The organism is Vibrio anguillarum, from assembly GCF_003390515.1.
GTDB lineage: Bacteria > Pseudomonadota > Gammaproteobacteria > Enterobacterales > Vibrionaceae > Vibrio > Vibrio anguillarum.
This window is the reverse complement of sequence record NZ_CP031478.1, coordinates 313,587-333,690: the sequence shown is the minus strand read 5'-3', so window position 1 is coordinate 333,690 and position 20,104 is coordinate 313,587. Positions and strand designations below refer to the sequence as shown.

General features: G+C 44.9%; 18 protein-coding genes. 15 read left to right on the top strand and 3 right to left on the bottom strand.

Annotated features, from left to right (window positions below; all coding sequences use genetic code 11):
• From DD616_RS01405 to DD616_RS01370, 8 genes are read left to right on the top strand one after another with little or no spacing between them, the layout of a single operon-like run.
• The gene (locus DD616_RS01405) at window positions 1–684 is read left to right on the top strand and encodes a hypothetical protein (protein ID WP_019280811.1); all 684 of its coding nucleotides are present in this window, start codon (window positions 1–3) and stop codon (window positions 682–684) included.
• Window positions 677–952 carry a hypothetical protein gene (locus tag DD616_RS01400; RefSeq protein WP_017047161.1) on the top strand — a complete coding sequence of 92 codons (276 nt, stop codon included), beginning with the start codon at window positions 677–679 and terminating at the stop codon, window positions 950–952. Before DD616_RS01405 ends, DD616_RS01400 begins: the two co-directional genes overlap by 8 nt.
• Window positions 942–2,411: a type II secretion system protein GspD gene (locus DD616_RS01395; protein WP_208871590.1), complete on the top strand. Its 1,470-nt coding sequence runs from the start codon at window positions 942–944 to the stop codon at window positions 2,409–2,411. The genes DD616_RS01400 and DD616_RS01395 overlap by 11 nt, the downstream gene beginning before the upstream one ends.
• Window positions 2,411–3,673, top strand: coding sequence for a type III secretion system ATPase VscN2 (gene vscN2, locus DD616_RS01390; protein WP_019280810.1), 1,263 nt, complete (start codon window positions 2,411–2,413; stop codon window positions 3,671–3,673). The genes DD616_RS01395 and vscN2 overlap by 1 nt, the downstream gene beginning before the upstream one ends.
• Window positions 3,627–4,031 carry a hypothetical protein gene (locus DD616_RS01385; RefSeq protein WP_019280809.1) on the top strand — a complete coding sequence of 135 codons (405 nt, stop codon included), beginning with the start codon at window positions 3,627–3,629 and terminating at the stop codon, window positions 4,029–4,031. The genes vscN2 and DD616_RS01385 overlap by 47 nt, the downstream gene beginning before the upstream one ends.
• Window positions 4,025–5,308, top strand: a complete 1,284-nt coding sequence (locus tag DD616_RS01380) for a hypothetical protein (protein WP_208871589.1) — start codon at window positions 4,025–4,027, stop codon at window positions 5,306–5,308. The genes DD616_RS01385 and DD616_RS01380 overlap by 7 nt, the downstream gene beginning before the upstream one ends.
• Entirely contained in the window at window positions 5,295–5,528 is a 234-nt protein-coding gene (locus tag DD616_RS01375; RefSeq protein ID WP_017047156.1) for a flagellar biosynthetic protein FliQ, read from the top strand. The genes DD616_RS01380 and DD616_RS01375 overlap by 14 nt, the downstream gene beginning before the upstream one ends.
• 8 nt (window positions 5,529–5,536) lie before the next feature.
• On the top strand, window positions 5,537–5,911 hold the full coding sequence (locus DD616_RS01370) for a hypothetical protein (RefSeq protein ID WP_013868054.1): 375 nt from the start codon (window positions 5,537–5,539) through the stop codon (window positions 5,909–5,911).
• An 85-nt stretch (window positions 5,912–5,996) separates the two neighbouring features.
• Here the strand turns inward: DD616_RS01370 and DD616_RS01365 are convergent, their stop codons facing one another.
• Entirely contained in the window at window positions 5,997–6,908 is a 912-nt protein-coding gene (locus DD616_RS01365; protein ID WP_208871588.1) for a M14 family metallopeptidase, read from the bottom strand.
• Window positions 6,909–7,188: 280 nt separating this feature from the next.
• On the opposite strand from DD616_RS01365, the gene DD616_RS01360 reads away from it, so the two are divergent.
• The 3 genes from DD616_RS01360 to rlmC all read left to right on the top strand — a co-directional run bounded on the left by DD616_RS01360 (window position 7,189) and on the right by rlmC (window position 10,800).
• Complete coding sequence (locus tag DD616_RS01360; protein WP_094130114.1) at window positions 7,189–8,517, top strand: HD-GYP domain-containing protein; 1,329 nt, start codon at window positions 7,189–7,191, stop codon at window positions 8,515–8,517.
• Between the two features lie 134 nt (window positions 8,518–8,651).
• A complete protein-coding gene (locus DD616_RS01355) occupies window positions 8,652–9,563 on the top strand; it encodes a DUF808 domain-containing protein (RefSeq protein ID WP_208871587.1) in 912 nt (303 codons plus the stop codon).
• A gap of 88 nt (window positions 9,564–9,651) precedes the next feature.
• The gene (rlmC, locus tag DD616_RS01350; RefSeq protein WP_208871586.1) at window positions 9,652–10,800 is read left to right on the top strand and encodes a 23S rRNA (uracil(747)-C(5))-methyltransferase RlmC; all 1,149 of its coding nucleotides are present in this window, start codon (window positions 9,652–9,654) and stop codon (window positions 10,798–10,800) included.
• Between the two features lie 67 nt (window positions 10,801–10,867).
• Here the strand turns inward: rlmC and pyrC are convergent, their stop codons facing one another.
• A complete protein-coding gene (gene pyrC, locus DD616_RS01345) occupies window positions 10,868–11,896 on the bottom strand; it encodes a dihydroorotase (protein WP_208871585.1) in 1,029 nt (342 codons plus the stop codon).
• A gap of 208 nt (window positions 11,897–12,104) precedes the next feature.
• Between pyrC and DD616_RS01340 the strand changes: the two genes are divergently transcribed.
• The 4 genes from DD616_RS01340 (at window position 12,105) to DD616_RS01325 (ending at window position 18,237) form a co-directional block, all read left to right on the top strand.
• The gene (locus tag DD616_RS01340) at window positions 12,105–13,922 is read left to right on the top strand and encodes a hybrid-cluster NAD(P)-dependent oxidoreductase (RefSeq protein WP_208871584.1); all 1,818 of its coding nucleotides are present in this window, start codon (window positions 12,105–12,107) and stop codon (window positions 13,920–13,922) included.
• Window positions 13,923–14,508: 586 nt separating this feature from the next.
• Window positions 14,509–15,717 carry a NupC/NupG family nucleoside CNT transporter gene (locus DD616_RS01335; protein ID WP_013868046.1) on the top strand — a complete coding sequence of 403 codons (1,209 nt, stop codon included), beginning with the start codon at window positions 14,509–14,511 and terminating at the stop codon, window positions 15,715–15,717.
• Window positions 15,718–15,915: 198 nt separating this feature from the next.
• Window positions 15,916–17,148, top strand: a complete 1,233-nt coding sequence (gene pepT / locus DD616_RS01330; protein ID WP_208871583.1) for a peptidase T — start codon at window positions 15,916–15,918, stop codon at window positions 17,146–17,148.
• 210 nt (window positions 17,149–17,358) lie between these two features.
• Complete coding sequence (locus tag DD616_RS01325) at window positions 17,359–18,237, top strand: mechanosensitive ion channel family protein (protein WP_017047149.1); 879 nt, start codon at window positions 17,359–17,361, stop codon at window positions 18,235–18,237.
• Between the two features lie 93 nt (window positions 18,238–18,330).
• On the opposite strand, the gene norR is transcribed toward DD616_RS01325, so the two are convergent.
• The gene (gene norR, locus DD616_RS01320; protein WP_088729746.1) at window positions 18,331–19,917 is read right to left on the bottom strand and encodes a nitric oxide reductase transcriptional regulator NorR; all 1,587 of its coding nucleotides are present in this window, start codon (window positions 19,915–19,917) and stop codon (window positions 18,331–18,333) included.
• Window positions 19,918–20,104: the final 187 nt, after the last annotated feature.

Below are 20,104 nucleotides of genomic sequence, written 5' to 3'. Positions count from 1 at the left end.
ATGGAAGCGGTACTTTTTCCCGATTGGCTTTTATTTGCTGGGTTGTTTTTATTCCTGAAAATTTACAACCCTACTCGGCTTTATTTGGATAATACCACGTGTTTAGCCATCGCGATTGTGCTTGCGATTGGGCTAGACGCGAGTGATTTGGCACAAGTTCCAACCCCTTGGTGGGTTGCAAGTGTTGTATTTTTTGCGCTTTTTTCCTCAGTGCCATATTGGTTAAGTGGCACGATAGGTAATGTTATTCAGCAATTGCTCTTGCTGAACGAGCAGTCTGTACAGGACCGTCGTTTTACTGATGAATCAGAAGCACTTGCTAAAATTAGCAGTCTTATTTTCCTGATGTATGCACTAGAGAGTGGTGCTTTATTTCGTCCACTCTTTGATGTATTTACGCAAACACAGAATCAAGACATCAACAATCCGTTTGAAACACTCTACTTCATGATCGTCGATAGTTTATCGATGATGATGGTTGTATCAGGGAAATATATAATTTTGATGCTCACGATTACGGTAGGTTGTGGCTATGTGGATCTCTTTTTTAAAAAGGCGTCATTGTCTATGTTTGTTACGACAAGCATTAAAGCGATCGTAGTTATTATTATCATTAATCTCTGGTTGTTGAGTGACCAGTTTTATGTGTTCAAACAAATGATGCAAAAGGTAGGTTATGAATAATAGAGTAGAAATGACAAACAGGTTGGCTATTGCTCAAACGCATAGCGGTATGGACGATTTTGATACTGTTGCTCAGGAAGTTTCGCGAACCACGAAAGTACAAAATGAAGTAACAACTAATATCAAGGAAGAGGGAATTACTGAAGAAGACATGCTGAGTCAAGATGAGATTGTGGAGATGATACTGAAACAATCGGTTATGAATGAAACAGTGCGTCAAATGAAGCAAAACCAAGAACGTTTAAAAGAGATACTTAATGAAGATTAAACTGCTGTCATTGGCTTTATTCTTGTGTGCAACGATGGCACAAGCCAGTGTACTAATTAAACAGCAAGATATTGATTTAAAAGGAGCCTTATCTGCAATTGCCAAGGATATGCAAGTCAAACTAGTCAATGATCTTGATGATAAAACCCAACGTCAGATTCTGACTCAAACGTTATCAGGGGAAGGGCCTGAGCTATTGAGACGACTTTCTGATGTGTATGATTTTGACTGGTATGTTTATGGTGGAATGCTAACGGTTGAAGCCGGAAAAACGTATATTAATTACGCTTATAAGCCACGTAATATTTCATCTCAAGCGTTACTGAAAGAATTGAAACAAACCTTTGATACCAACTTAACAACTAAGCTCAAATTAACCGAGCGAAGAAATTCAATTTTATTCTCTGGCACACGTAAATTTGTCAATGATGCCGTCAGTTATGCCAATATGGTGGATAAAAACCAATTTCTTGAAAACGGTAATAATTTAGAATTAGCGCGAATTGAATTTCATTTTATCTCAGTCATTGATCGCAGTGTCAGCACTTTCGATAGTACGGTCACCTTTCCAGGTGCTCAAGCATTGATTGCAGCGGCCATAACCAACATTGGACAATTTCAGAATGTCAGTGATGGGGAAATGGTACAGCGCACTTATAAAGTTAAGTTGAGTGAAGGTGAAAAACAGCAATTAGACGAGGAAGAAAAAACGTCTAATGTGCAGGCTTTACCTGCGGCCAATGCCCTTTTAGTCCGAGGTACTCCGGAAGAAATTAAACTGGCGAAACGCATCGCAGCTTTGATTGATGTCAAACGACAACAACTGCTTTTTTCGCTAAAAGTGTATGACGTCGCCGCTGATCGTAATGAGAATTTTGGTATTGATAGCGCTTGGTTGAGCGGTATCAAAGGGATTTACGATATTGTGATCCCACCTTTTACCCAGACAACTGAGTTTTTAAAAAATTTCCAAGCGCTGTCTTCCAACGGTATTGCTCGTGGTGTCTATCAGACCAATCTTTTAGTGCTTGAAAATCAAAAAGGTCACTTTGGTAAAAAAGAGACAGCGACTATCACCTTGATCTCTGAACGCCAGGTTGAAACCCAAAAAATAGAAGCCGATAACAGTTTGTATGTGACTGGCCGACTATTACCATCTGGCAATGTGCAGGCCAAAGTTGAATATATAGAAGAATCTTTAGGTGATACGGCAGATTCTGAAAGTACCAAAAGTGAGCCACCAAGAGTGAGCTCACAATCGTTGGAAACAGAAGTTTATATTAAGCCGAATCAAACGGTGATTCTCGGTGGTTTTGATAACACTGTTACTCAATCGACAACCAACGCCGTGCCAGTGCTTTCAAGTATTCCTTTCTTAGGAGAGCTGTTCAAAAACACATCGCAGACAAAACGTAAATTCAAACGCTATGTGTCTATTTCATTTGAGGTGATTGAGTAATGTTAAATCACTTCTTTAAGGTGAAAGAATTGTATCAAGATACAGTGGTTTGTCATGTTTCTATCGATACCTTTGTTGGCCAAGAATGTTTCATTCACACAGTGAGTGGGGACAAAATTCGTGGTGAAGTGATGAAAGTTGCGCAACCGAGAGTGGAGATCAAACTACTTCAACCCGGTGCGGTACAGCGTGGTGGACGAGTAGAAATCACCCCTCGTCGATTCTGTTTTCCTTTGAATGAAAAAGCATTAGTAGGGAAAGTGATCAACTGTTACGGCGAGTCACTCTATGGTGATGATTACCTAACGCAGCCTGGTGAATTTGTTGATTTACCGATCATTATTGAGCCGATCCCGTTGCAGATGCGGGCGCCTATTGAAACGGTTTTTCCAACTAAACTTAAGATTATCGATGGGTTGTTTACGATTGGTGAAGGGCAACGTGTTGGTTTATTTGCCCCAGCCGGTGCTGGCAAAACGACAACCGTATCTATTATGGCGAATAACATGGAAGCTGATGTTGTTATCTTCGCCATGATTGGAGAGCGAGCCCGCGAAGTCATCGAATTTTTAGAGGGAGAGATTGGCCCAGAAGTCATTCGTAAATCCATCACTGTGGTTTCGACATCGGAAGCGAATCCTTTGGAAAAGGTGCGTTCTGGTTTAGTTGCCGTATCTATTGCTCGCCATTTCATGGAACAAGGTAAAAAAGTGGTGATCTATTTCGACTCGTTGACTCGTTTTGCTCGTGCGCAAGCCATGCTGGATGGTACGCCGATTAAAGGTGGTATTCCGATCGGTGTGTCGCTCGCATTGTCGCGCTTGGTTGAAAGTTGTGGCAACTCAGTGTGCGGTTCAGTAACGGGTATTTTCACCGTCTTGATTGAAAAAGAGATAGATGATGACCCGATTGCTCATGAGGTGAAATCTCTGATTGATGGCCATCTTGTGTATTCAACAACCATTGCTTCGACTGGCCGTTATCCCGCTATTGATGTATTGAAAAGCAAAAGCCGTCTACAAAATAAGGTTCAGGATAAGAAATACGTCCGTTTGTCAGAGCAAATCAAAGATATGGTGTATCGCTATTTCAATGTTGAATTGTTGATTCGGGTTGGAGAGTACGAAAAAGGTAACGATTTAGAAACAGACAAAGCGATTGATCTTTTCCCGATCGTGATGGAGTTTTTAAAACAAGGTTTTGAAGGTGTCGAGTATGAAGAAACACTCGAAGCGATGGAAAGAATTTGGTCAGATTATTGAGATCGTTGATATTCGAATCGATAAACAGCAAAGAATGTTAGTTAAGCTGAGAAAACGCAATCAGGAACTGCAAGATCAGATCGAGGAATTTTGGCGGCGTATTGAAGTGTTACAGCAAGAGCTTAAAAGTTTGGTCGTGGTAAAAGAGAACAACGCACTGAGCCGTCTCTTTATGCGTCGCGAGAGTGTCAAAACGAACATTGAATCGGTTTTTTTCGACGCCTCGATTACTCGACAAAAAGCGGAGGATTTAGCTTCTGAAATAGAGCTGGTTGAAGCGGAAAAACGACGCCTTGAAAAGCGCAAAGATGCGCTTCATGAAATCCGAGAAGAATTGAGGTATGAGAAAGCATGTTAAGTAAACTCAATCAAATCACGTCAACCCCCTTGGCGTCGAAGGATAACAATTTTGAAGGTATGTTGGGTGATTTATCCGATGAACTCAATACCGTTGATGCCAGCTCTGCCACTGATACGAGCCTATCTAAGAGTAAAGATAAGTATAAGAGCGTTCTTAAAAAACGTCGTGATGCAATAGAGAACAACGCTAGCTTCGAAGGCTTGATAGCGAATACAACCGTAATGCAGAAGAACGAGCTCTCTTTTAAGCCTCAAATAAAAACAGCGGCTGATCAGAAAGTACGAATGATGGGAGTAAACGAAAATCGACGGATCACACCTTCTCTTATAACAAAAGAGACGCAGTTATCGTCACTAAGTGAAACAAAGCACCCTGTATGTGGTGTAGAGAAGATGGCTCTTAAAGAACAACCGTTGATGGTGTTGAATCGTGTAAAAATACAAGGTGATGGAATCAAGCTAACGACTGCCCATTCGGCCCTTACGTTACCGTTACCTCACGTTAAGTCGAATTTTGGCGGTTATATGTGGTCGCATTCTGAAGCATTAAGTCAGGCGCAATCAAAGCAAGGAGATGGAATAAAGTCTGCCTCTCCGCACCTTACGGTGATGCGACCCATGCAGGGTAAGGTGATTTCTGAGCAGGGTGCAAAGAGCCCTTCACCAGCATTAGCTCAGACGCAATCAAAGCAAGGAGACGGAGCCAAGCTTGCCTCTCCGCACCTTACGATGATGCGACCCATGCAGGGTAAGTTGATTTCTGAGCAGGGTGTAAAGAGCCCTTCACCAGCATTAGCTCAGGCGCAATCAAAGAAAGGAGACGGAATCAAGTCTGCCTCTCCTCACCTTACGATGACGCGACCCATGCAGGGTAAGTTAAATTTGGAGTCGAATGTCGGTTTACGTTCTGGAGCACAGAATCGAGAGTGGGCGATAGCACCTAGTGCGTTTAAAGAGATCCAATCTCAAATATTTATGGGTAGATTTTCTGGCGGGGATTCAAATAATTTGAAAGGTTCACCTCTTACTCTATTTGAGGCGGAGCCAAAGAATGTGCATACAGGCAGTGCTAATTTGAATCCTAGATATTCGGTCTTACAAAACTTTCCAGTAGTGAGTTCGAATTATCTAAATTATTCATTATCACCTGACCTATTTTGGCAATATCCGAAGGTAAATAGTTACCGAGTTTTTTTCGCAAAAAAATACTACTTATTTAAATTTGAAAATAATAAAGTAACCAGTTTATTAGAGGAATATTATGACCGTACTTGATGTCACTGCTGCATGCCTAGATATTGTGAAAAATGCGATTATTATTTTTTCCTTAGGTTTTGTCATTACAGGTGTGGTTGTTGGATTATTGCAAACGGTATTTAGCGTCCAAGATCCTGGTCTTCCAATGTCAGCTAAATTAGTTGTATTTATCATTTTGCTTACACAGGTCGGTGGGAACATTTATGAACAGTTCCACCTGCTTTTTCATCAGTTATAGGATAAAAAATGAACAGATTAAGAGAGCTCGTTTATAAAACTTTAGTAGATAATTTGGGCGTGCAACCGAATTTGCTTTCAAGGATTGAGGGGAATGAACCGATCGGTATTGAATTGATCGGTGGTGAGGAGATTTTTATTAATTTACAGGAAAATGCGATACAAACTTTTGTCGAAATTCCAATCTTTGATACACGAGTTCTTCGTTTGAAATCTCAAAAAATAATGGATTTGTTATGTTCAGACGAAAGTGTTTTTATGAATGTAAAAAAGAATAAACTCATTATGATTTCTGAATTATCTGCAAATGTAATGAATGTAGACCGTGAACTTGCTGATAAATTACAATTCTTTAATAATGTGATTCACCAAGTTAAGAGTTGATAAAAGCAGGCCGTATTTATGCGGCCTGTTTTTTTTCGTTATCACTCATGAATCCATGACATAGGGGGTTGGGTGTTTTATCGTTTTAGCGGCACACGTAGTCCAAAGCGCCAACAATGGCGGCGACTTGTGCGTCATTACACTCTTGCGCTGTGACTTTTGGGCTATCTGGGTACACTTCGGTGGTGGTGCCGAAGTAGCAATTTGTGATGCCACCGCATAACCCTAACGCTTTCATGGGGTAGTTGATCACCCCTTCTTGAGTGATGGGAGAGCCGATGATCTCGCCTTTACTATCGGCTGGTGCAATGTGCGTGACTTTGCGTACCGATTCAATAATGGCTGCTTGGAATTCTGGCTGCGGATTTTCCGTATCGCCGACAGTATAAAACCCATCGGGAATCGTATCGGCTTCATATCTAATCCCATCGCGCGCTGCTAGTGCAGGACGAAACTCGCTTTCATCACTGTCTGTAGTTTCATGTAAATCAATATGCACCAACACGTCACCTAAGCTTGCGACCCAGCGCATTAAGCTTGCCGACTCTTCGGCTGGGCTATTGGCGTAAAATGAGCGATTAGGGTCAAGCGCTGATGGGTTCCAACGATTGATCGTTTCATAGCCCCAAGGGCTTACGCACGGGGCAACGGCAATGTTGAAATGAGATTGGTACTGCGGTGCTTGAGTCGCTAAAAACTGCAACGCGCCGTGCACTCCGCTGGTTTCGTAACCGTGTACACCACCTGTGATCAACACCGTTGGTTTGTCAGGGTTCCATGAGCGACTTTTTAAGGCAAATAATGGGTAGCGATCTTTGTCTATTGATAGTGCACCGTATTGTTCTACCTCAAAATCCGTTGCCAAAGCGTTAATTTTCGGCACGACTTCTTGCTGATATTCTCGTTTAATCGTCGTTTGCGCGAGCCACGCTTCGCGTTCTGCTGCTTGCCAAGGTGTGCCTGGCGTACCGATAGGATAAGTATAAACAGAGTACATGAGGGTTCCTTTCTGACTAGTTGCCCACAGAGTAAGAGGTGTTAGTGTCAAGAGCAATCAAAAATACCAAGCTGGATTTACCACAGCCCGTTAACAGGGTTCATTACCTCAACCTGTTTTTGGGCAATGCTGGTTTGTTAGAGCAAGGAAATAGTCCAACTCTGGCCTGATAACTGAGGTAAATCATTGGCTAAACCGAACGGTCACATCTAAACTGCAACCAGACCAATGCAATTGAGTGAGAACACGATTGGAGAATAGTTTCCCCCTTTCTGAACTAATGATTTCGCTAACGACCGCCTTAGACATGACGGAAGGCCAGCCACCGGAGCACTGCATTCGCTGTTGCTGGGTTGGTATGCATATTGGCATGCAATTAGAGCTCGATCAGGCTGAGCTGCATGATCTGTTTTTTACCTTGCTATTGAAAGATGCCGGCTGCAGTAGCAACGCCGCGCGAATTTGCGAGTTGTATGCCACCGATGATCTCGCTTTCAAACGGCGTTATAAAACCGTCGGAACCAGTCTATCGAGTGTGATTAACTTTATCGTCAAAAATACTGGTTCAGAGCAGAGCTGGGCAGAACGTATTTTAACTACCATCGACATTTTGAAAAATGGTAATGATTATGCACAAGAGCTTATTCAAACTCGTTGTACTCGTGGGGCTGATGTGGCGCGAGAGTTGCGATTTAGCGAAGTCGTCGCGCAGGGGATCCACTCACTGGATGAACATTGGAATGGTCAAGGGCGCCCTCAACAACTAAAAGGTGAAGCCATCCCCCTTTTCTCGCGGATTGCGTTATTAGCTCAAGTGTTTGACGTTTTTCAAATGGAACATGATTTGGACGAAGCAATACGCGAGGTTACAGAGCGTAGTGGTGTATGGTTTGACCCACAATTGGTTGAGATTATTGAGCAGTTGGTGGATAACCCGCACTTTGTAGCTAGCCTCAAAGCCTCTGATATCAGCCAACGAGTGATGCATTTACCACCGGCACAAGCGCATCAGCCTTTGGATGAAGCGTATTTAGACTGTATCGTCACGGCATTTGGCAAGATTGTTGATGCAAAAAGCCCCTATACCGCAGGGCACAGTGAACGAGTGGCTGTGTATACTGATTTAATCGCACGACAATTAGCCATTTCGGAAACTGATCGATCTTGGTTGAGACGCGCGGCATTACTGCACGACATTGGTAAGTTAGGGGTCAGTAATGCCATTTTAGATAAACCCGGTAAGTTAGACGATATGGAGTGGAAAGCCGTTCAGGCGCATGCCGCGTTTACTGAACAAATCTTGCGGAAATTATCGCCCTTTAAGACGTTGGCACGTATGGCAGGGGCGCATCATGAGAAACTCGATGGTACTGGCTATCCGCGTGGTGTAAACGGTGATGAGATCAGCGTGATGACTCGAATCATCACGACGGCCGATATTTTTGATGCTCTCAGCGCGGAACGCCCTTATCGCTCCGCGATGCCAATTGATAAAGCACTTTTGATCATGCAAGAGAATCTACATACTGCCATTGATCCTGACTGCTTCGCCGCGTTACAGAGCGCTCTGGCTCAATTGCCAGCCGAATATACTCAGTCACTGAGCTAGTGTTCTTTACTGCTTTGCTACTTGAAGCGTCAGCACTGTTGGTGGGATTCTTATCGCTGTGTTTCCCTTCATCAGCGCTTGGTGTTACATTTTGTCACGCTTTGAATAATGAAAATGAATAAGAGAGAATTTGCATGGCAGGCGCGAGCTTACTTACCCTTCTTGATGATATTGCAACCGTGCTCGATGATGTGGCGTTGATGTCAAAAATGGCCGCGAAAAAAACGGCAGGCGTATTGGGGGATGATTTGGCGCTCAATGCTCAGCAGGTGTCTGGTGTTGCCGCTGAACGAGAGATCCCAGTGGTATGGGCAGTGGCTAAAGGCTCATTTCGCAACAAATTAATTTTGGTTCCCGCCGCCTTGCTGATGAGCTCATTAGCCCCTTGGCTGATAATGCCGCTCTTGTTAGTCGGTGGACTTTTTCTCTGCTTTGAAGGGGCAGAAAAAATCTTAGAAAAAGTGTTTCATACCAGCCATCACAGCACCGCTGACGCGGATGAGCGCATGCTCACTGACGTATCGATTGATGACTATGAAAAACGTAAAGTCGCTGGGGCGATTCGGACCGATTTTATTTTATCGGCCGAGATCATCGTGATTGCGCTGGGGACAGTGCAAGGCCATAGCATGGTGACACAAATTTTGGTGGTGAGTTTGATTGCAGTGGTCATGACCATCGGCGTTTATGGTTTGGTGGCAGGCATTGTGAAATTGGACGATTTAGGTTTCTACCTAGAGCGCACTTCAGATGGCGCAGGGCTGCGTGCTCGCTTTGGTAAAGGGTTGATCAGTTTCGCGCCTAAGCTCATGAAAGCATTAACTGTAGTGGGTACCGCCGCGATGTTTTTAGTGGGCGGTGGCATTGTGGTGCACAACGTCCCTTTTATTCACCACGTGCTTGAACCTGTGATTGCAGTCGTTGCTGAACTCTCTTTATTAGCAGTAGTGATGCCAACCTTGCTTAATGGTTTCGTTGGCTTACTCGCCGGGCTGGCTGTGGTTGCAGTGTGGGGGATGGTGAGTAAATTGAAACCGTCCCATTAATTTCTTTTATGGTGATGATAATCATATTGAATGGTGATTTGCCCGCAGACGAATAGACTAGCGCTTTTCATTTTTGGCAGTTCCCATTATGCAGTGTGCGTTTTTTGATCAACAGCTGTGCCGTTCTTGTACTCATTGCGCGGTTTCTTATTCAGAGCAGGTGAAGCGCAAAGATTTGGCACTAAAAGCGCTGTTTTCAACGCAGATGCCACAGCAGTGGCTAGAACCTGTCATAAGTGAAGAGACGGGTTTTCGTAACAAAGCGAAAATGGTGGCTCTTGGCGCGGCTCATGCACCGATTTTGGGTGTTGAATCCATGGTTGATGGGCTATCAACGCCCGTGTCGTTAGTGCAATGTGCTCTCTACCCACAAGAGACACAAGCGCTATTAACTTATCTACAAGATTGGATCCGTAGCTCGGGTATTCCTCCCTATAATAAAACCAAGAAGAAAGGCGAACTCAAATACATATTGCTCACACGCAGCGAATATTCAGGTGAGTTTATGCTGCGTTTCGTATTGAGAAGTCGCGAAGCTTTAGGCCGAGTTGAGCAAAACCTCGCGCGGCTTCAGGCGCAGTTTCCAACCATTCGCGTCGTCTCAGTTAACCTTCAACCCATCCACATGGCGCGCCTAGAAGGTGAAGAAGAGATTTTTTTAACCGAGTGTGAGTATTTGATTGAGCAGTTTGATCAGGTGCCTATGGTTATCCGCCCGAAAAGTTTTTTCCAAACCAACCCGCATGTAGCGAAGCAGTTGTACGCGGCGGCGCGTGATTGGGTGAGAGAGATAAACCCAAGTCACATGTGGGATCTGTTTTGTGGCGTGGGCGGTTTTGCCCTACATTGTGCCAGTCCCACTACGGCAGTCACAGGAATTGAAATTGAACCAGAAGCGATCGCCAGTGCTAAACGCTCTGCCAAGACGATGGGCATTACCAATTTAGACTTTGCTGCGCTGGATTCTGCCCAATTCTCACAGGCTCAATCAATCGCGCCTGAGCTGGTGCTAGTCAACCCTCCGCGTCGTGGTTTAGGAGCTGAATTAGTTGAGCGATTGGTGGCTTTATCACCCAAACACATCATTTACTCAAGCTGTAACCCGCAAACGCTAATCACTGATATGCAAGGTATGGTGGGCTACTTACCCAAAAAACTGCAATGGTTTGATATGTTTCCACATACCGATCATAGCGAAGTGATGGTGCTGTTAGAGCGTCAGCCTAAGCTGAGATAAGCGCTGTGTGGTGCAAAAATGGTAAAGAGAGGGAAGCCGCGGCTTCCCTTTTTGATGCATTAATGGGCTATTTTACTGCCCACGCGACCATTTCACCGGCGCGGATCGGCACCACAATATCTGAGCCAAATGGCATACTTTCAGCAACTGGCCACTCTTCTTTGACCAAAGTAACGGTGTCGTTATTACGGGGTAGGCCGTAAAAATCAGGGCCATTGTGACTGGCAAACGCTTCAAGGTTGCCAATTTTACCAACTTGCTCAAACACCTCTGCGTATAACTCCAAGGCTGCGTGCGCTGTGTACGATCCAGCGCAGCCGCAAGCGGCTTCTTTTTTGCCTTTGGCATGAGGCGCAGAATCAGTACCCAAGAAAAATTTCTTATTGCCCGATGTCGCTGCCTGAATCAGCGCAAGCTGGTGGGTGTTGCGCTTAAGGATTGGCAAACAGTAAAAATGAGGGCGAATACCACCAGCGAGCATGTGATTGCGGTTATAAAGTAGATGGTGCGCCGTGATCGTTGCCGCTACATTCTGGTTCGCATTTTGTACAAACTCGGCAGCATCGGCGGTGGTGATGTGTTCTAACACTATTTTCAGATTTGGGAAATCATTAACAATAGGAGCAAGCACTGTATCGAGGAAGGCTTTTTCTCGGTCAAAAATATCCACATCGTGAGCGGTTACTTCGCCATGAATCAGCAGCAGCATGCCAACGTCTTGCATCGCTTCCAATACAGGGTAAATATTTTGAGCGCAGGTTACGCCAGAATCTGAATTGGTGGTCGCCCCAGCCGGATAAAGTTTGGCTGCCACGACAGCGCCAGAAGCTTTGGCTTTGCGGATCTCATCAGGTGTCGTGTTATCGGTGAGATAAAGCGCCATGAGTGGCTTGAAAGAATCACGTGGTTTTTGCGCCATGATGCGCTGTTGGTACGCTAATGCTAATTCTGTGGTGGTGATCGGCGGGACCGTATTGGGCATGATCAGTGCGCGGCCGTTGTAGCGACTGATGTCTCGTACTGTATCGGCCAACACATCACCATCACGTAAGTGAACATGCCAGTCGTCTGGACGAGTAATTGTTAATGTTTTCATTGGTTGCTCCCACCGGAAAATAAATTGATTGGAGCTTAAACGGGCTTCGCTTTTAATGTGCGCGCAATCGCTTACGTTTAAGCGACAGGATGATAGAGGAAACAGGGGGGAATTTCATCCTTTTATTTTCCATAGAGTTAGCCAGCTTTGGCGATTTCCATTATCATCGCGTTATAAAAATACCTTTAAAAAAGCATAAGGATAGGCCATGTCGTCAGCTCAACTCTCACAAATTAACGTCTACCCGGTCAAATCGATAGGTGGCCTCTCGCAGTCCACCGCTTGGGTTGAAAAACAGGGGCTGGCTTTTGATCGGCGCTTTATGATCGCGTTAGCTGATGGTTCAATGGTCACTGCACGTAAGTATCCAAATATGGTTAAGGTGAATTCAATACTGGTTGCGGATGGTTTGATCTTTACGGCAGCGAACCAATCTCCGTTAAAACTGCGTTATGCAGATTTCAAAATGCAACCTTCTCCAGCGCAAGTGTGGGACGATAACTTTACCGCTTACACCACAACCGATGAAGCGGATGATTGGTTTAGCCAAGTGTTAGGCCAGCGTGTTGAGTTGCTGTTTACCGGAGAGCAATCAAACCGAATGCGTGAAAAAGTGGGTCACAATGTCAGTTTTGCTGATGGCTATCCAGTGCTGGTCATCAGCCAAGCTTCACTTGATGAACTCAATCGCCGCAGCCCTGAAGTGCACAGCATGGATCAATTTCGTACCAATCTAGTGGTACGAACCGATGAGCCTTTCGCTGAAGACAGCTGGAAGCGGATCCGAATTGGTGAGGTAGAATTTGAAGCGGTAAAACCTTGCGAACGCTGTATTCTCACTACTGTTGATGTGAATAAAGGGGCTTTTCGTCCAACCAAAGAGCCGCTAAGAACCTTGTCACAATTTCGCGCTAACGAAAGAGGCGGGGTGTTTTTTGGGCAAAATTTAGTCGCAAAAAATGAGGGAATGATTCGAGTTGGCGACAGCGTTGAGGTGCTTGAGTACAAAGAGAAAGAGTTTTATCGAGATTTGGGCATGAGTCACCATGTGATGACCTGTGTTGAGCGTGAAGCGATTGCGCGTGATTTTGTCACGTTCTGGCTAGAGCCGAAAAAGGGTGAAATGCCAAATTATCAACCTGGGCAGCACCTACCAATCGAAGTTGTGATCGATGGCGAGAACGTGGCGCGCCGCTACACTTTGTCATCTAGCCCATCGCGCCCGGGTCGGTTAGCGATTTCAGTCAAACGTATTGATGGCGGTAGAGTTTCTAACTGGTTGCTTGATCACTTGCAGGTAGGAAGTACATTGACCACGCAATCACCGGATGGCTCGTTTCATCTGTCGACTCAGCACCAACAACCGTTGTTACTGTTGTCGGCTGGAAGTGGCGTGACGCCTATGTTATCGATGTTGCGCTATCTTGCCGATAATCAACAAATTCAAGATGTGGTCTTTTATCATCAATGCCGCAGCGTTGAGGATATTCCTTGCCGTGTTGAACTTGAAGCGCTTAAGCAGCGACATCCGGGGTTGAAAGTCTTCATTTCTCTGACTCAAGCTCCAGTCGATTGGTTTGGGCTGAAAGGCCGGCTCTCTTTATCTCACCTTAAGCAAATCCAACATGTGACTGCTCGCCAAGTGTTTGTGTGTGGGCCTGATGGTTTTATGCAGAAAGCAAAAAGCTTATTGTTGAAAAAAGGGCTTGCGGAAGAATCTTACCACCAAGAAGCGTTTGGTGTGGCGCACACTGTCGCAGCTGAGCTGAAAACGTTACAACTGAGCGTCAATGGCAATGTATTTGAGGGTAATAACCAAACGACCTTATTAGATCAAGCCGAAGCCGCTGGCATTGCGATTGCCAACAGTTGCCGAGCAGGGTTCTGTGGTGCGTGCAAGGTGACTGTGCAGTCGGGCAAAGTGCATCAACCTGACGTGCCAGCACTGCCTGAACATGAGCGTCATCTTGGTATCGCTTTAGCGTGTTGTTGTATTCCTGAAACCGATATTGAGGTTGTAAACTAGTTTTCGCCTCACGCTGTTGCACTACAGTGACTTTGTCCAATAAAAATGCCTCTTGGGTCAGTGTTGACCGCAAGAGGCGTGACGTTGCTAGTGATTTTTATTCGAAACCGTTTCAGTCTCTTCAAAGTGACTCTCTTAAAGCTAGTTGGCAAAGTGCAGAAATACCAATTATTCGTTTTTATATAGTTAAATTAGTTTAAATTTGTGATGAAAATTCCATATTTTTTTGTTTGTTTTCCATCCAATCTTGCCTGTGTTTGATGTTTTTTTAGAATAACTGTCGAATAAATGAGCGCTTGAACGTTTGCGTAAAAATATGTGATGAAACTCTCATTTTGTTCGCTATACTTTCCGCCCGGTTATGAGCCGGTGCTCAACCCATACAAGCCGTCACACGGAAATGTGAATGACCCCAAGGACTGGACCAGCTAAGTTCCTCTGCTTGTATAAGGTGATCTTAGATGAACAATATGTTCGCATACCCCTCTTTTTGTCATGCTTTTGTTGTGCAAAAGGACAATGATTCCTCCTTTGCCAAGTTTTTTGGTTCTACCCTTATTTCCAAATTTCAAACTAGGTAAATACAATGAATATTCTTTTTGGCCTCGTCGGCATTTTAGCGCTGATCGCTTGCGCCTACCTGCTCTCTGAAAATCGATCTTTCATCAATTGGAAAACCGTATCACGTGCTTTATTGCTGCAAGTTGGTTTTGCCGCGCTGGTGCTCTACTTCCCATGGGGACAAAGCGCACTAGCCAGCATCAGCGGCGGTGTGTCGAGTTTGCTGGGTTTCGCCGATGCAGGAATCCGCTTTCTATTCGGTGATTTAGCCGATTCCGGATTTATTTTTGCTGTTCGTGTTCTGCCTATCATCATTTTCTTCAGCGCTCTTATCTCTGCCCTTTATTACCTTGGTATCATGCAAAAAGTCATCGAGTTTATCGGTGGTGGTATTCAAAAATTTTTAGGTACGAGCAAAGCAGAATCTCTGGTTGCTACGGGTAACATTTTCCTTTCACAAGGCGAATCACCACTGCTTGTGCGTCCCTTTTTGTCGCGCATGACACGTTCAGAACTGTTTGCCGTCATGGCCGGAGGCATGGCCTCTGTCGCAGGTAGCGTGTTGGGTGGCTATGCCGGTCTAGGTGTTGAGCTTAAATACCTTATTGCAGCCAGTTTTATGGCGGCACCCGGCAGTTTAATGATGGCAAAAATCATCGTACCAGAGCGCGATGTTCCACTTGATCAAACCAATATTGAGATGGATAAAGCGCAAGAAAGTAATGTGATTGACGCACTGGCGAGCGGGGCGATGAATGGCATGAAAGTGGCGGTGGCCGTCGGTACAATGCTGGTTGCATTTGTGAGCGTGATTGCGATGGTTAACACTGGGCTTGAAAGTTTCGGTGAGTTATTGGGTTTGAACGGCATTACCTTACAACTGCTGTTCGGTTATCTATTTTCACCACTGGCTTGGTTGATTGGTGTACCAAGCCATGAAGTCTTGATGGCGGGCTCTTACATTGGGCAAAAAGTGGTGATGAACGAATTTGTGGCTTTCATTGATTTTGTTGACCACAAAGCGCTGTTGTCGGAACACACCCAAGTTATCATTACTTTTGCTCTGTGCGGCTTTGCCAATATTGGTTCTATCGCGATCCAATTAGGCTCTATCGGGGTTATCGCTCCTGAACGCCGTGCAGAAGTCGCGAATTTAGGTATTAAAGCGGTGATTGCAGGTACGCTAGCTAACTTAATGAGTGCATGTCTAGCGGGCATTTTCATTCTGCTTTAAACGCCCTGTTTGCTTCTCTCAATGCTCACTGCGGTGGGCATTTTTGATCCCTTTTTTGAATGATTGATACCTCAGTAATTGCTGAAAAGCTGATTTATAGCAAATTCCGTTTCTGATGAGCGCGTAGTATAGCTTGCAATTAACTGCGTATCCCAACATAGGCGATACGCTGACATGCTAACTTATTGAGTGCTTGCTATGGAAAATCTTGTTGAACGCTTTTTGCGTTATGTCTCTTTTGATACTCAATCTCACCCCGCCAGCCGCCGTTGCCCGAGTTCAGTAGGGCAAATGACGTTTGCCCATACACTGCATGAAGAATTAATCGCATTAGGCTTAACCGATGCTACGGTTGATGAACACGGCTATGTTATGGCGAAGTTGCAATCGAATGTTGATTACCCTGTTCCTGCGATTGGTTTTATTGCACATATGGATACCGCGCCAGACGCGTCAGGCAAACACGTTAAGCCGCAAATTGTGGAGAATTATCAAGGTGGGGACATTGCTTTAGGTAAAGGGGATGAGGTGCTGTCACCTATTCAATACCCGGATTTGCATCAACTGCATGGGTACAATCTGATCACGACTGACGGCACCACACTGCTTGGTGCCGATAATAAGGCAGGCATCGCTGAAATTATGACGGCCATTGAGCGGTTAATTGCTGACCCAAGCATCGCACATGGTGATATTTGTATCGGTTTCACTCCCGATGAAGAGATCGGCCGGGGCGCGGACTTATTTGATGTGGAGAAGTTTGGCGCACAGTGGGCTTATACCATTGATGGTGGCCCGCTGGGTGAGTTGGAGTATGAGAATTTCAATGCGGCGAGCGCTGATGTTATTTGCTATGGCGTGAATGTTCACCCTGGGACCGCGAAAGATAAAATGGTGAATGCCATCAACATCGCCGCACAATTTCAGCTTATGATGCCAGCCGATCAAACCCCAGAGACCACGCAGGGCTATCAAGGCTTTTACCATTTAAAATCCGCAGAGATGAGTGTGGCTCGCTCAACCTTGGGTTACATTATTAGAGACTTTGAACGAGAAGGCTTGGAAGCTCGTAAAGCGTTTATGCAGCAGCAAGTGGACCAGTTAAATGCCCGTCTTGAGAAAGGACAAGTTGAGTTGGTTGTGACGGACAGCTATTTCAATATGAAAGAGATGGTCGAGCCTCATCCACAAGTCATTGAACTGGCTAAACAAGCCATGATTGCTTGTGATGTTGAACCGCTGATCAAACCTATTCGAGGTGGTACGGATGGTGCGAGGCTCTCATTCATGGGCCTGCCATGCCCTAATATTTTCACTGGCGGTTATAATTTTCATGGTATTCATGAGTTCATTACCATTGAAGGGATGGAACAAGCGGTAAACGTGATTGTAAAACTGGCTGAAAAGACAGCGTTGGCGAATCAACACTGATAACAAATTTTTCCTTTCGCCAATCTCAAAGGGAGTTTCTCTTCCAAAGCTATGACAGGGCGCATAATAATTGCGCCTTATGCCGACGTTAACTATTCACTCAGTTACAATACCTTTCGAAAATTCTAACACGATCTCAATCAACTGCTCTCTAGTCGCTGTAGATGTGTTGCTGCTCATTATGCATAAAAATAAAAGAAGGGGATTGATATGGAGAAAGTGGTCGCAGTGTGGGACTTTCTTATCACTCATAAATTGGTGTTTAGTATTTTAATCATGACGTTGATTATTTTGACGCGGCGAGTTGTACTTTCTCAAATTCGTGGCGATGTCGCACTGATTACCGAAAAGCAGCGTAAATGGATGTCACGCACCAAGAATGGCACCTTTGCGTTTACTTTGGTCATCCTCTTCGTATTGTGGCAATCAGAGATCAACGAATTTGCACTGTCAGTGACTGCGATAGCGGTCGCCATTGTAGTCGCATCAAAAGAGATCATCTTGTGTTTTACGGGTTCAATTCAGCGAGCGAGCTCTCGCTCATTTCGTATCGGGGATTGGATTGAAGTCGGAAAACTAAGCGGTGAAGTGATCGAACACAACTTGATGGCAACCGTGATCCAAGAAATCGACTTGAATCATGGTCAATACCACTACACTGGAAAAACTGCGACCTTGCCAAACAGTATGTTCTTCTCGTTTCCGGTAAAAAACCTTAATTTTATGAAGCGTTATGTGTTTCATAACTTTTCGATAGTAGTGCCTGAATTTGTAAATTTGTACCCTTTATTGCCGATTATGCATGAAAAGATTGAGAGCCACTTTGCCCACTTTATTGATGTTGCAAGGCGCTATAACAGCATGATTGAAAAACATGCGGGTGTAGATTTGCCCAGTGCTGAGCCGCACATTCAGATCAGCAGCGCAGCCGCAGGAGAACAGATCGTGCATTTCATGATTTTTTGCCCAACAGAGCGGGCCAACCATTTAGAGCAACTGATCCGCCAAGACTTTATGCAAGCATATGAAAACGCATTTCCACGTGCTTTAGTTGCAACAGAAGTGTTGCCGAGTGAAGTGGGTAGCTAGCGGCTGAATAATGAGCGCTCACACAGTATGGTGAGCGTCTTACCTGCAATTACTGTTTGGGTGAGAAAAGATATATTAGTGATGAAAGTGAGATTAACGCTCAATTGCGTGTGTTTTTTTCACCGAAATCCCTAAGCGTTTTGAAAGCCGAGTGAGATTCGCGCGATCCACTTGCAATAATCTTCCCGCTTTTGCCCAATTAAAATCGGATTGGGTCAATGCTTCACTGATCAATTTACGCTGATATTCATCCGTTGCTTCTCGCAGCCCACGTTGCCACACCTTCGCTGTGACCTCTTTGTCGCTCAACGTACTTGGCGTGTTAACCAGGGGTAGGCTGAAATCTAACTCACCTATGTCGTAGCTGTTGACGGTGATCAACGCTTGTAAGCCTTGTCTGGCTCGTGCTTTCAGCGCTGCGCGGTTGATCACGTGTTCTAATTCGCGAACATTACCGGGCCATGAGTAGTTGAGTAACCCAGCCAGTGCGTTGGGATCGATTTTGAGCTGTGTGATACCGAGCTTGCGACGCGCTTGCTCTAAAAAATAACCTGCCAACAAGGTAACGTCACCATTTCGCTCTCTTAGCGGAGGGATATGAACAGGGTATACGCTGAGTCGATGGTAAAGATCGGCTCGGAATCTTCCCGCTTCCACCTCTTGCTTTAAATCTCGATTTGTCGCTGCCAATATCCGTACATCAATAGTTTGGACATGATCTTGTCCTACGGGCTGAATTTCATTGTTCTGCAATGCACGTAAAATCTTGCTTTGGGCAGCCAGTGGCAGTTCACCGATTTCATCGAGAAATAAGGTTCCACCGTCGGCTAATGCAAACTTGCCTAAGCGATGCCGTTCTGCTCCAGTAAAGGCTCCTTTGACATGCCCAAATAGTTCACTTTCGACCAAGTTTTCTGGAATTGCGGCGCAGTTGACATAAATAAGAGGTTGGCGTTTACGCGCTGATAGTTGGTGCAGTGTTCGTGCGACCAGCTCTTTACCGACACCCGTTTCACCATGGATTAAAATGTTGAAATTAGAAGGGGCGACCACTTCCAAATCGGCTTTCATGGCCAGCATCGACGCACTTGAACCGATGATCTCTCCACCTTCTCTGTCCCATGCTTCTTCATTCAGCTCTTCTAAGCGTTGCTGTGATTGTTTGGCTTGTGCTTCAAGTTGAGAAAAGGTCAGTGCCATTTTCAAGGTAGAGGCCGCGATTGCCGACAACGCTTCTAGGCTGCGTTTGGGAATATGCTCAAACATGTTGGGATTAAGGCTATCAAGCGTCAATATACCGAGCAGTTTATCACCAAATAAAAGGGGTAGGCCCATACAAGAGTGCATGGGAAGGTCGCCATCATGATCCATTAATAAACCATCGAAAGGATCGGGTAGTGGTGAATTCGCATCGAAAATAACCGGCCCATCAGCGTGGCAAATCTCACGAAAGCGGGGATGTTCATCAATTAAAAAGCGTCGGCCTAAGGTATCGCGAGTCAAGCCTTGCATCGCAAGGGGGATTAACAAATCACCTTGGCGTGAAAGCAGCATCACACAGTCGCATTGAATGGTTTTACGAATCGCATCAAGCAGGCGATTGAACCTATCTTGATCGTTCAAACCACTTGCGAGTCCTATGGTCATTTCAATCAAGGTAGAGATGGAAAAATCTTGCATGGTAAGCACTCAGGTGATGTTTTTGGATATTGTAGTGTCATAATGACATTTTTTGAAGTGTTATTTTGACCTGATTATTTAATGATTTATTATTTTTTATTTAAAAATCAATGGATTAATGTTGGTATGCTTTGTGCTATACAAGCTTCAGTATCAGAGCGAATCTAATTCGCCATTTATAAAATCT

Bases quoted from the DNA above. Each gene is read 5' to 3' on its own strand.
- DD616_RS01405 (WP_019280811.1), top strand. From the start codon at position 1: ATGGAAGCGGTACTTTTTCCCGATTGGCTTTTATTTGCTGGGTTGTTT.
- DD616_RS01400 (WP_017047161.1), top strand. From the start codon at position 677: ATGAATAATAGAGTAGAAATGACAAACAGGTTGGCTATTGCTCAAACG.
- DD616_RS01395 (WP_208871590.1), top strand. From the start codon at position 942: ATGAAGATTAAACTGCTGTCATTGGCTTTATTCTTGTGTGCAACGATG.
- vscN2 (WP_019280810.1), top strand. From the start codon at position 2,411: ATGTTAAATCACTTCTTTAAGGTGAAAGAATTGTATCAAGATACAGTG.
- DD616_RS01385 (WP_019280809.1), top strand. From the start codon at position 3,627: ATGAAGAAACACTCGAAGCGATGGAAAGAATTTGGTCAGATTATTGAG.
- DD616_RS01380 (WP_208871589.1), top strand. From the start codon at position 4,025: ATGTTAAGTAAACTCAATCAAATCACGTCAACCCCCTTGGCGTCGAAG.
- DD616_RS01375 (WP_017047156.1), top strand. From the start codon at position 5,295: ATGACCGTACTTGATGTCACTGCTGCATGCCTAGATATTGTGAAAAAT.
- DD616_RS01370 (WP_013868054.1), top strand. From the start codon at position 5,537: ATGAACAGATTAAGAGAGCTCGTTTATAAAACTTTAGTAGATAATTTG.
- DD616_RS01365 (WP_208871588.1), bottom strand. From the start codon at position 6,908: ATGTACTCTGTTTATACTTATCCTATCGGTACGCCAGGCACACCTTGG.
- DD616_RS01360 (WP_094130114.1), top strand. From the start codon at position 7,189: ATGATTTCGCTAACGACCGCCTTAGACATGACGGAAGGCCAGCCACCG.
- DD616_RS01355 (WP_208871587.1), top strand. From the start codon at position 8,652: ATGGCAGGCGCGAGCTTACTTACCCTTCTTGATGATATTGCAACCGTG.
- rlmC (WP_208871586.1), top strand. From the start codon at position 9,652: ATGCAGTGTGCGTTTTTTGATCAACAGCTGTGCCGTTCTTGTACTCAT.
- pyrC (WP_208871585.1), bottom strand. From the start codon at position 11,896: ATGAAAACATTAACAATTACTCGTCCAGACGACTGGCATGTTCACTTA.
- DD616_RS01340 (WP_208871584.1), top strand. From the start codon at position 12,105: ATGTCGTCAGCTCAACTCTCACAAATTAACGTCTACCCGGTCAAATCG.
- DD616_RS01335 (WP_013868046.1), top strand. From the start codon at position 14,509: ATGAATATTCTTTTTGGCCTCGTCGGCATTTTAGCGCTGATCGCTTGC.
- pepT (WP_208871583.1), top strand. From the start codon at position 15,916: ATGGAAAATCTTGTTGAACGCTTTTTGCGTTATGTCTCTTTTGATACT.
- DD616_RS01325 (WP_017047149.1), top strand. From the start codon at position 17,359: ATGGAGAAAGTGGTCGCAGTGTGGGACTTTCTTATCACTCATAAATTG.
- norR (WP_088729746.1), bottom strand. From the start codon at position 19,917: ATGCAAGATTTTTCCATCTCTACCTTGATTGAAATGACCATAGGACTC.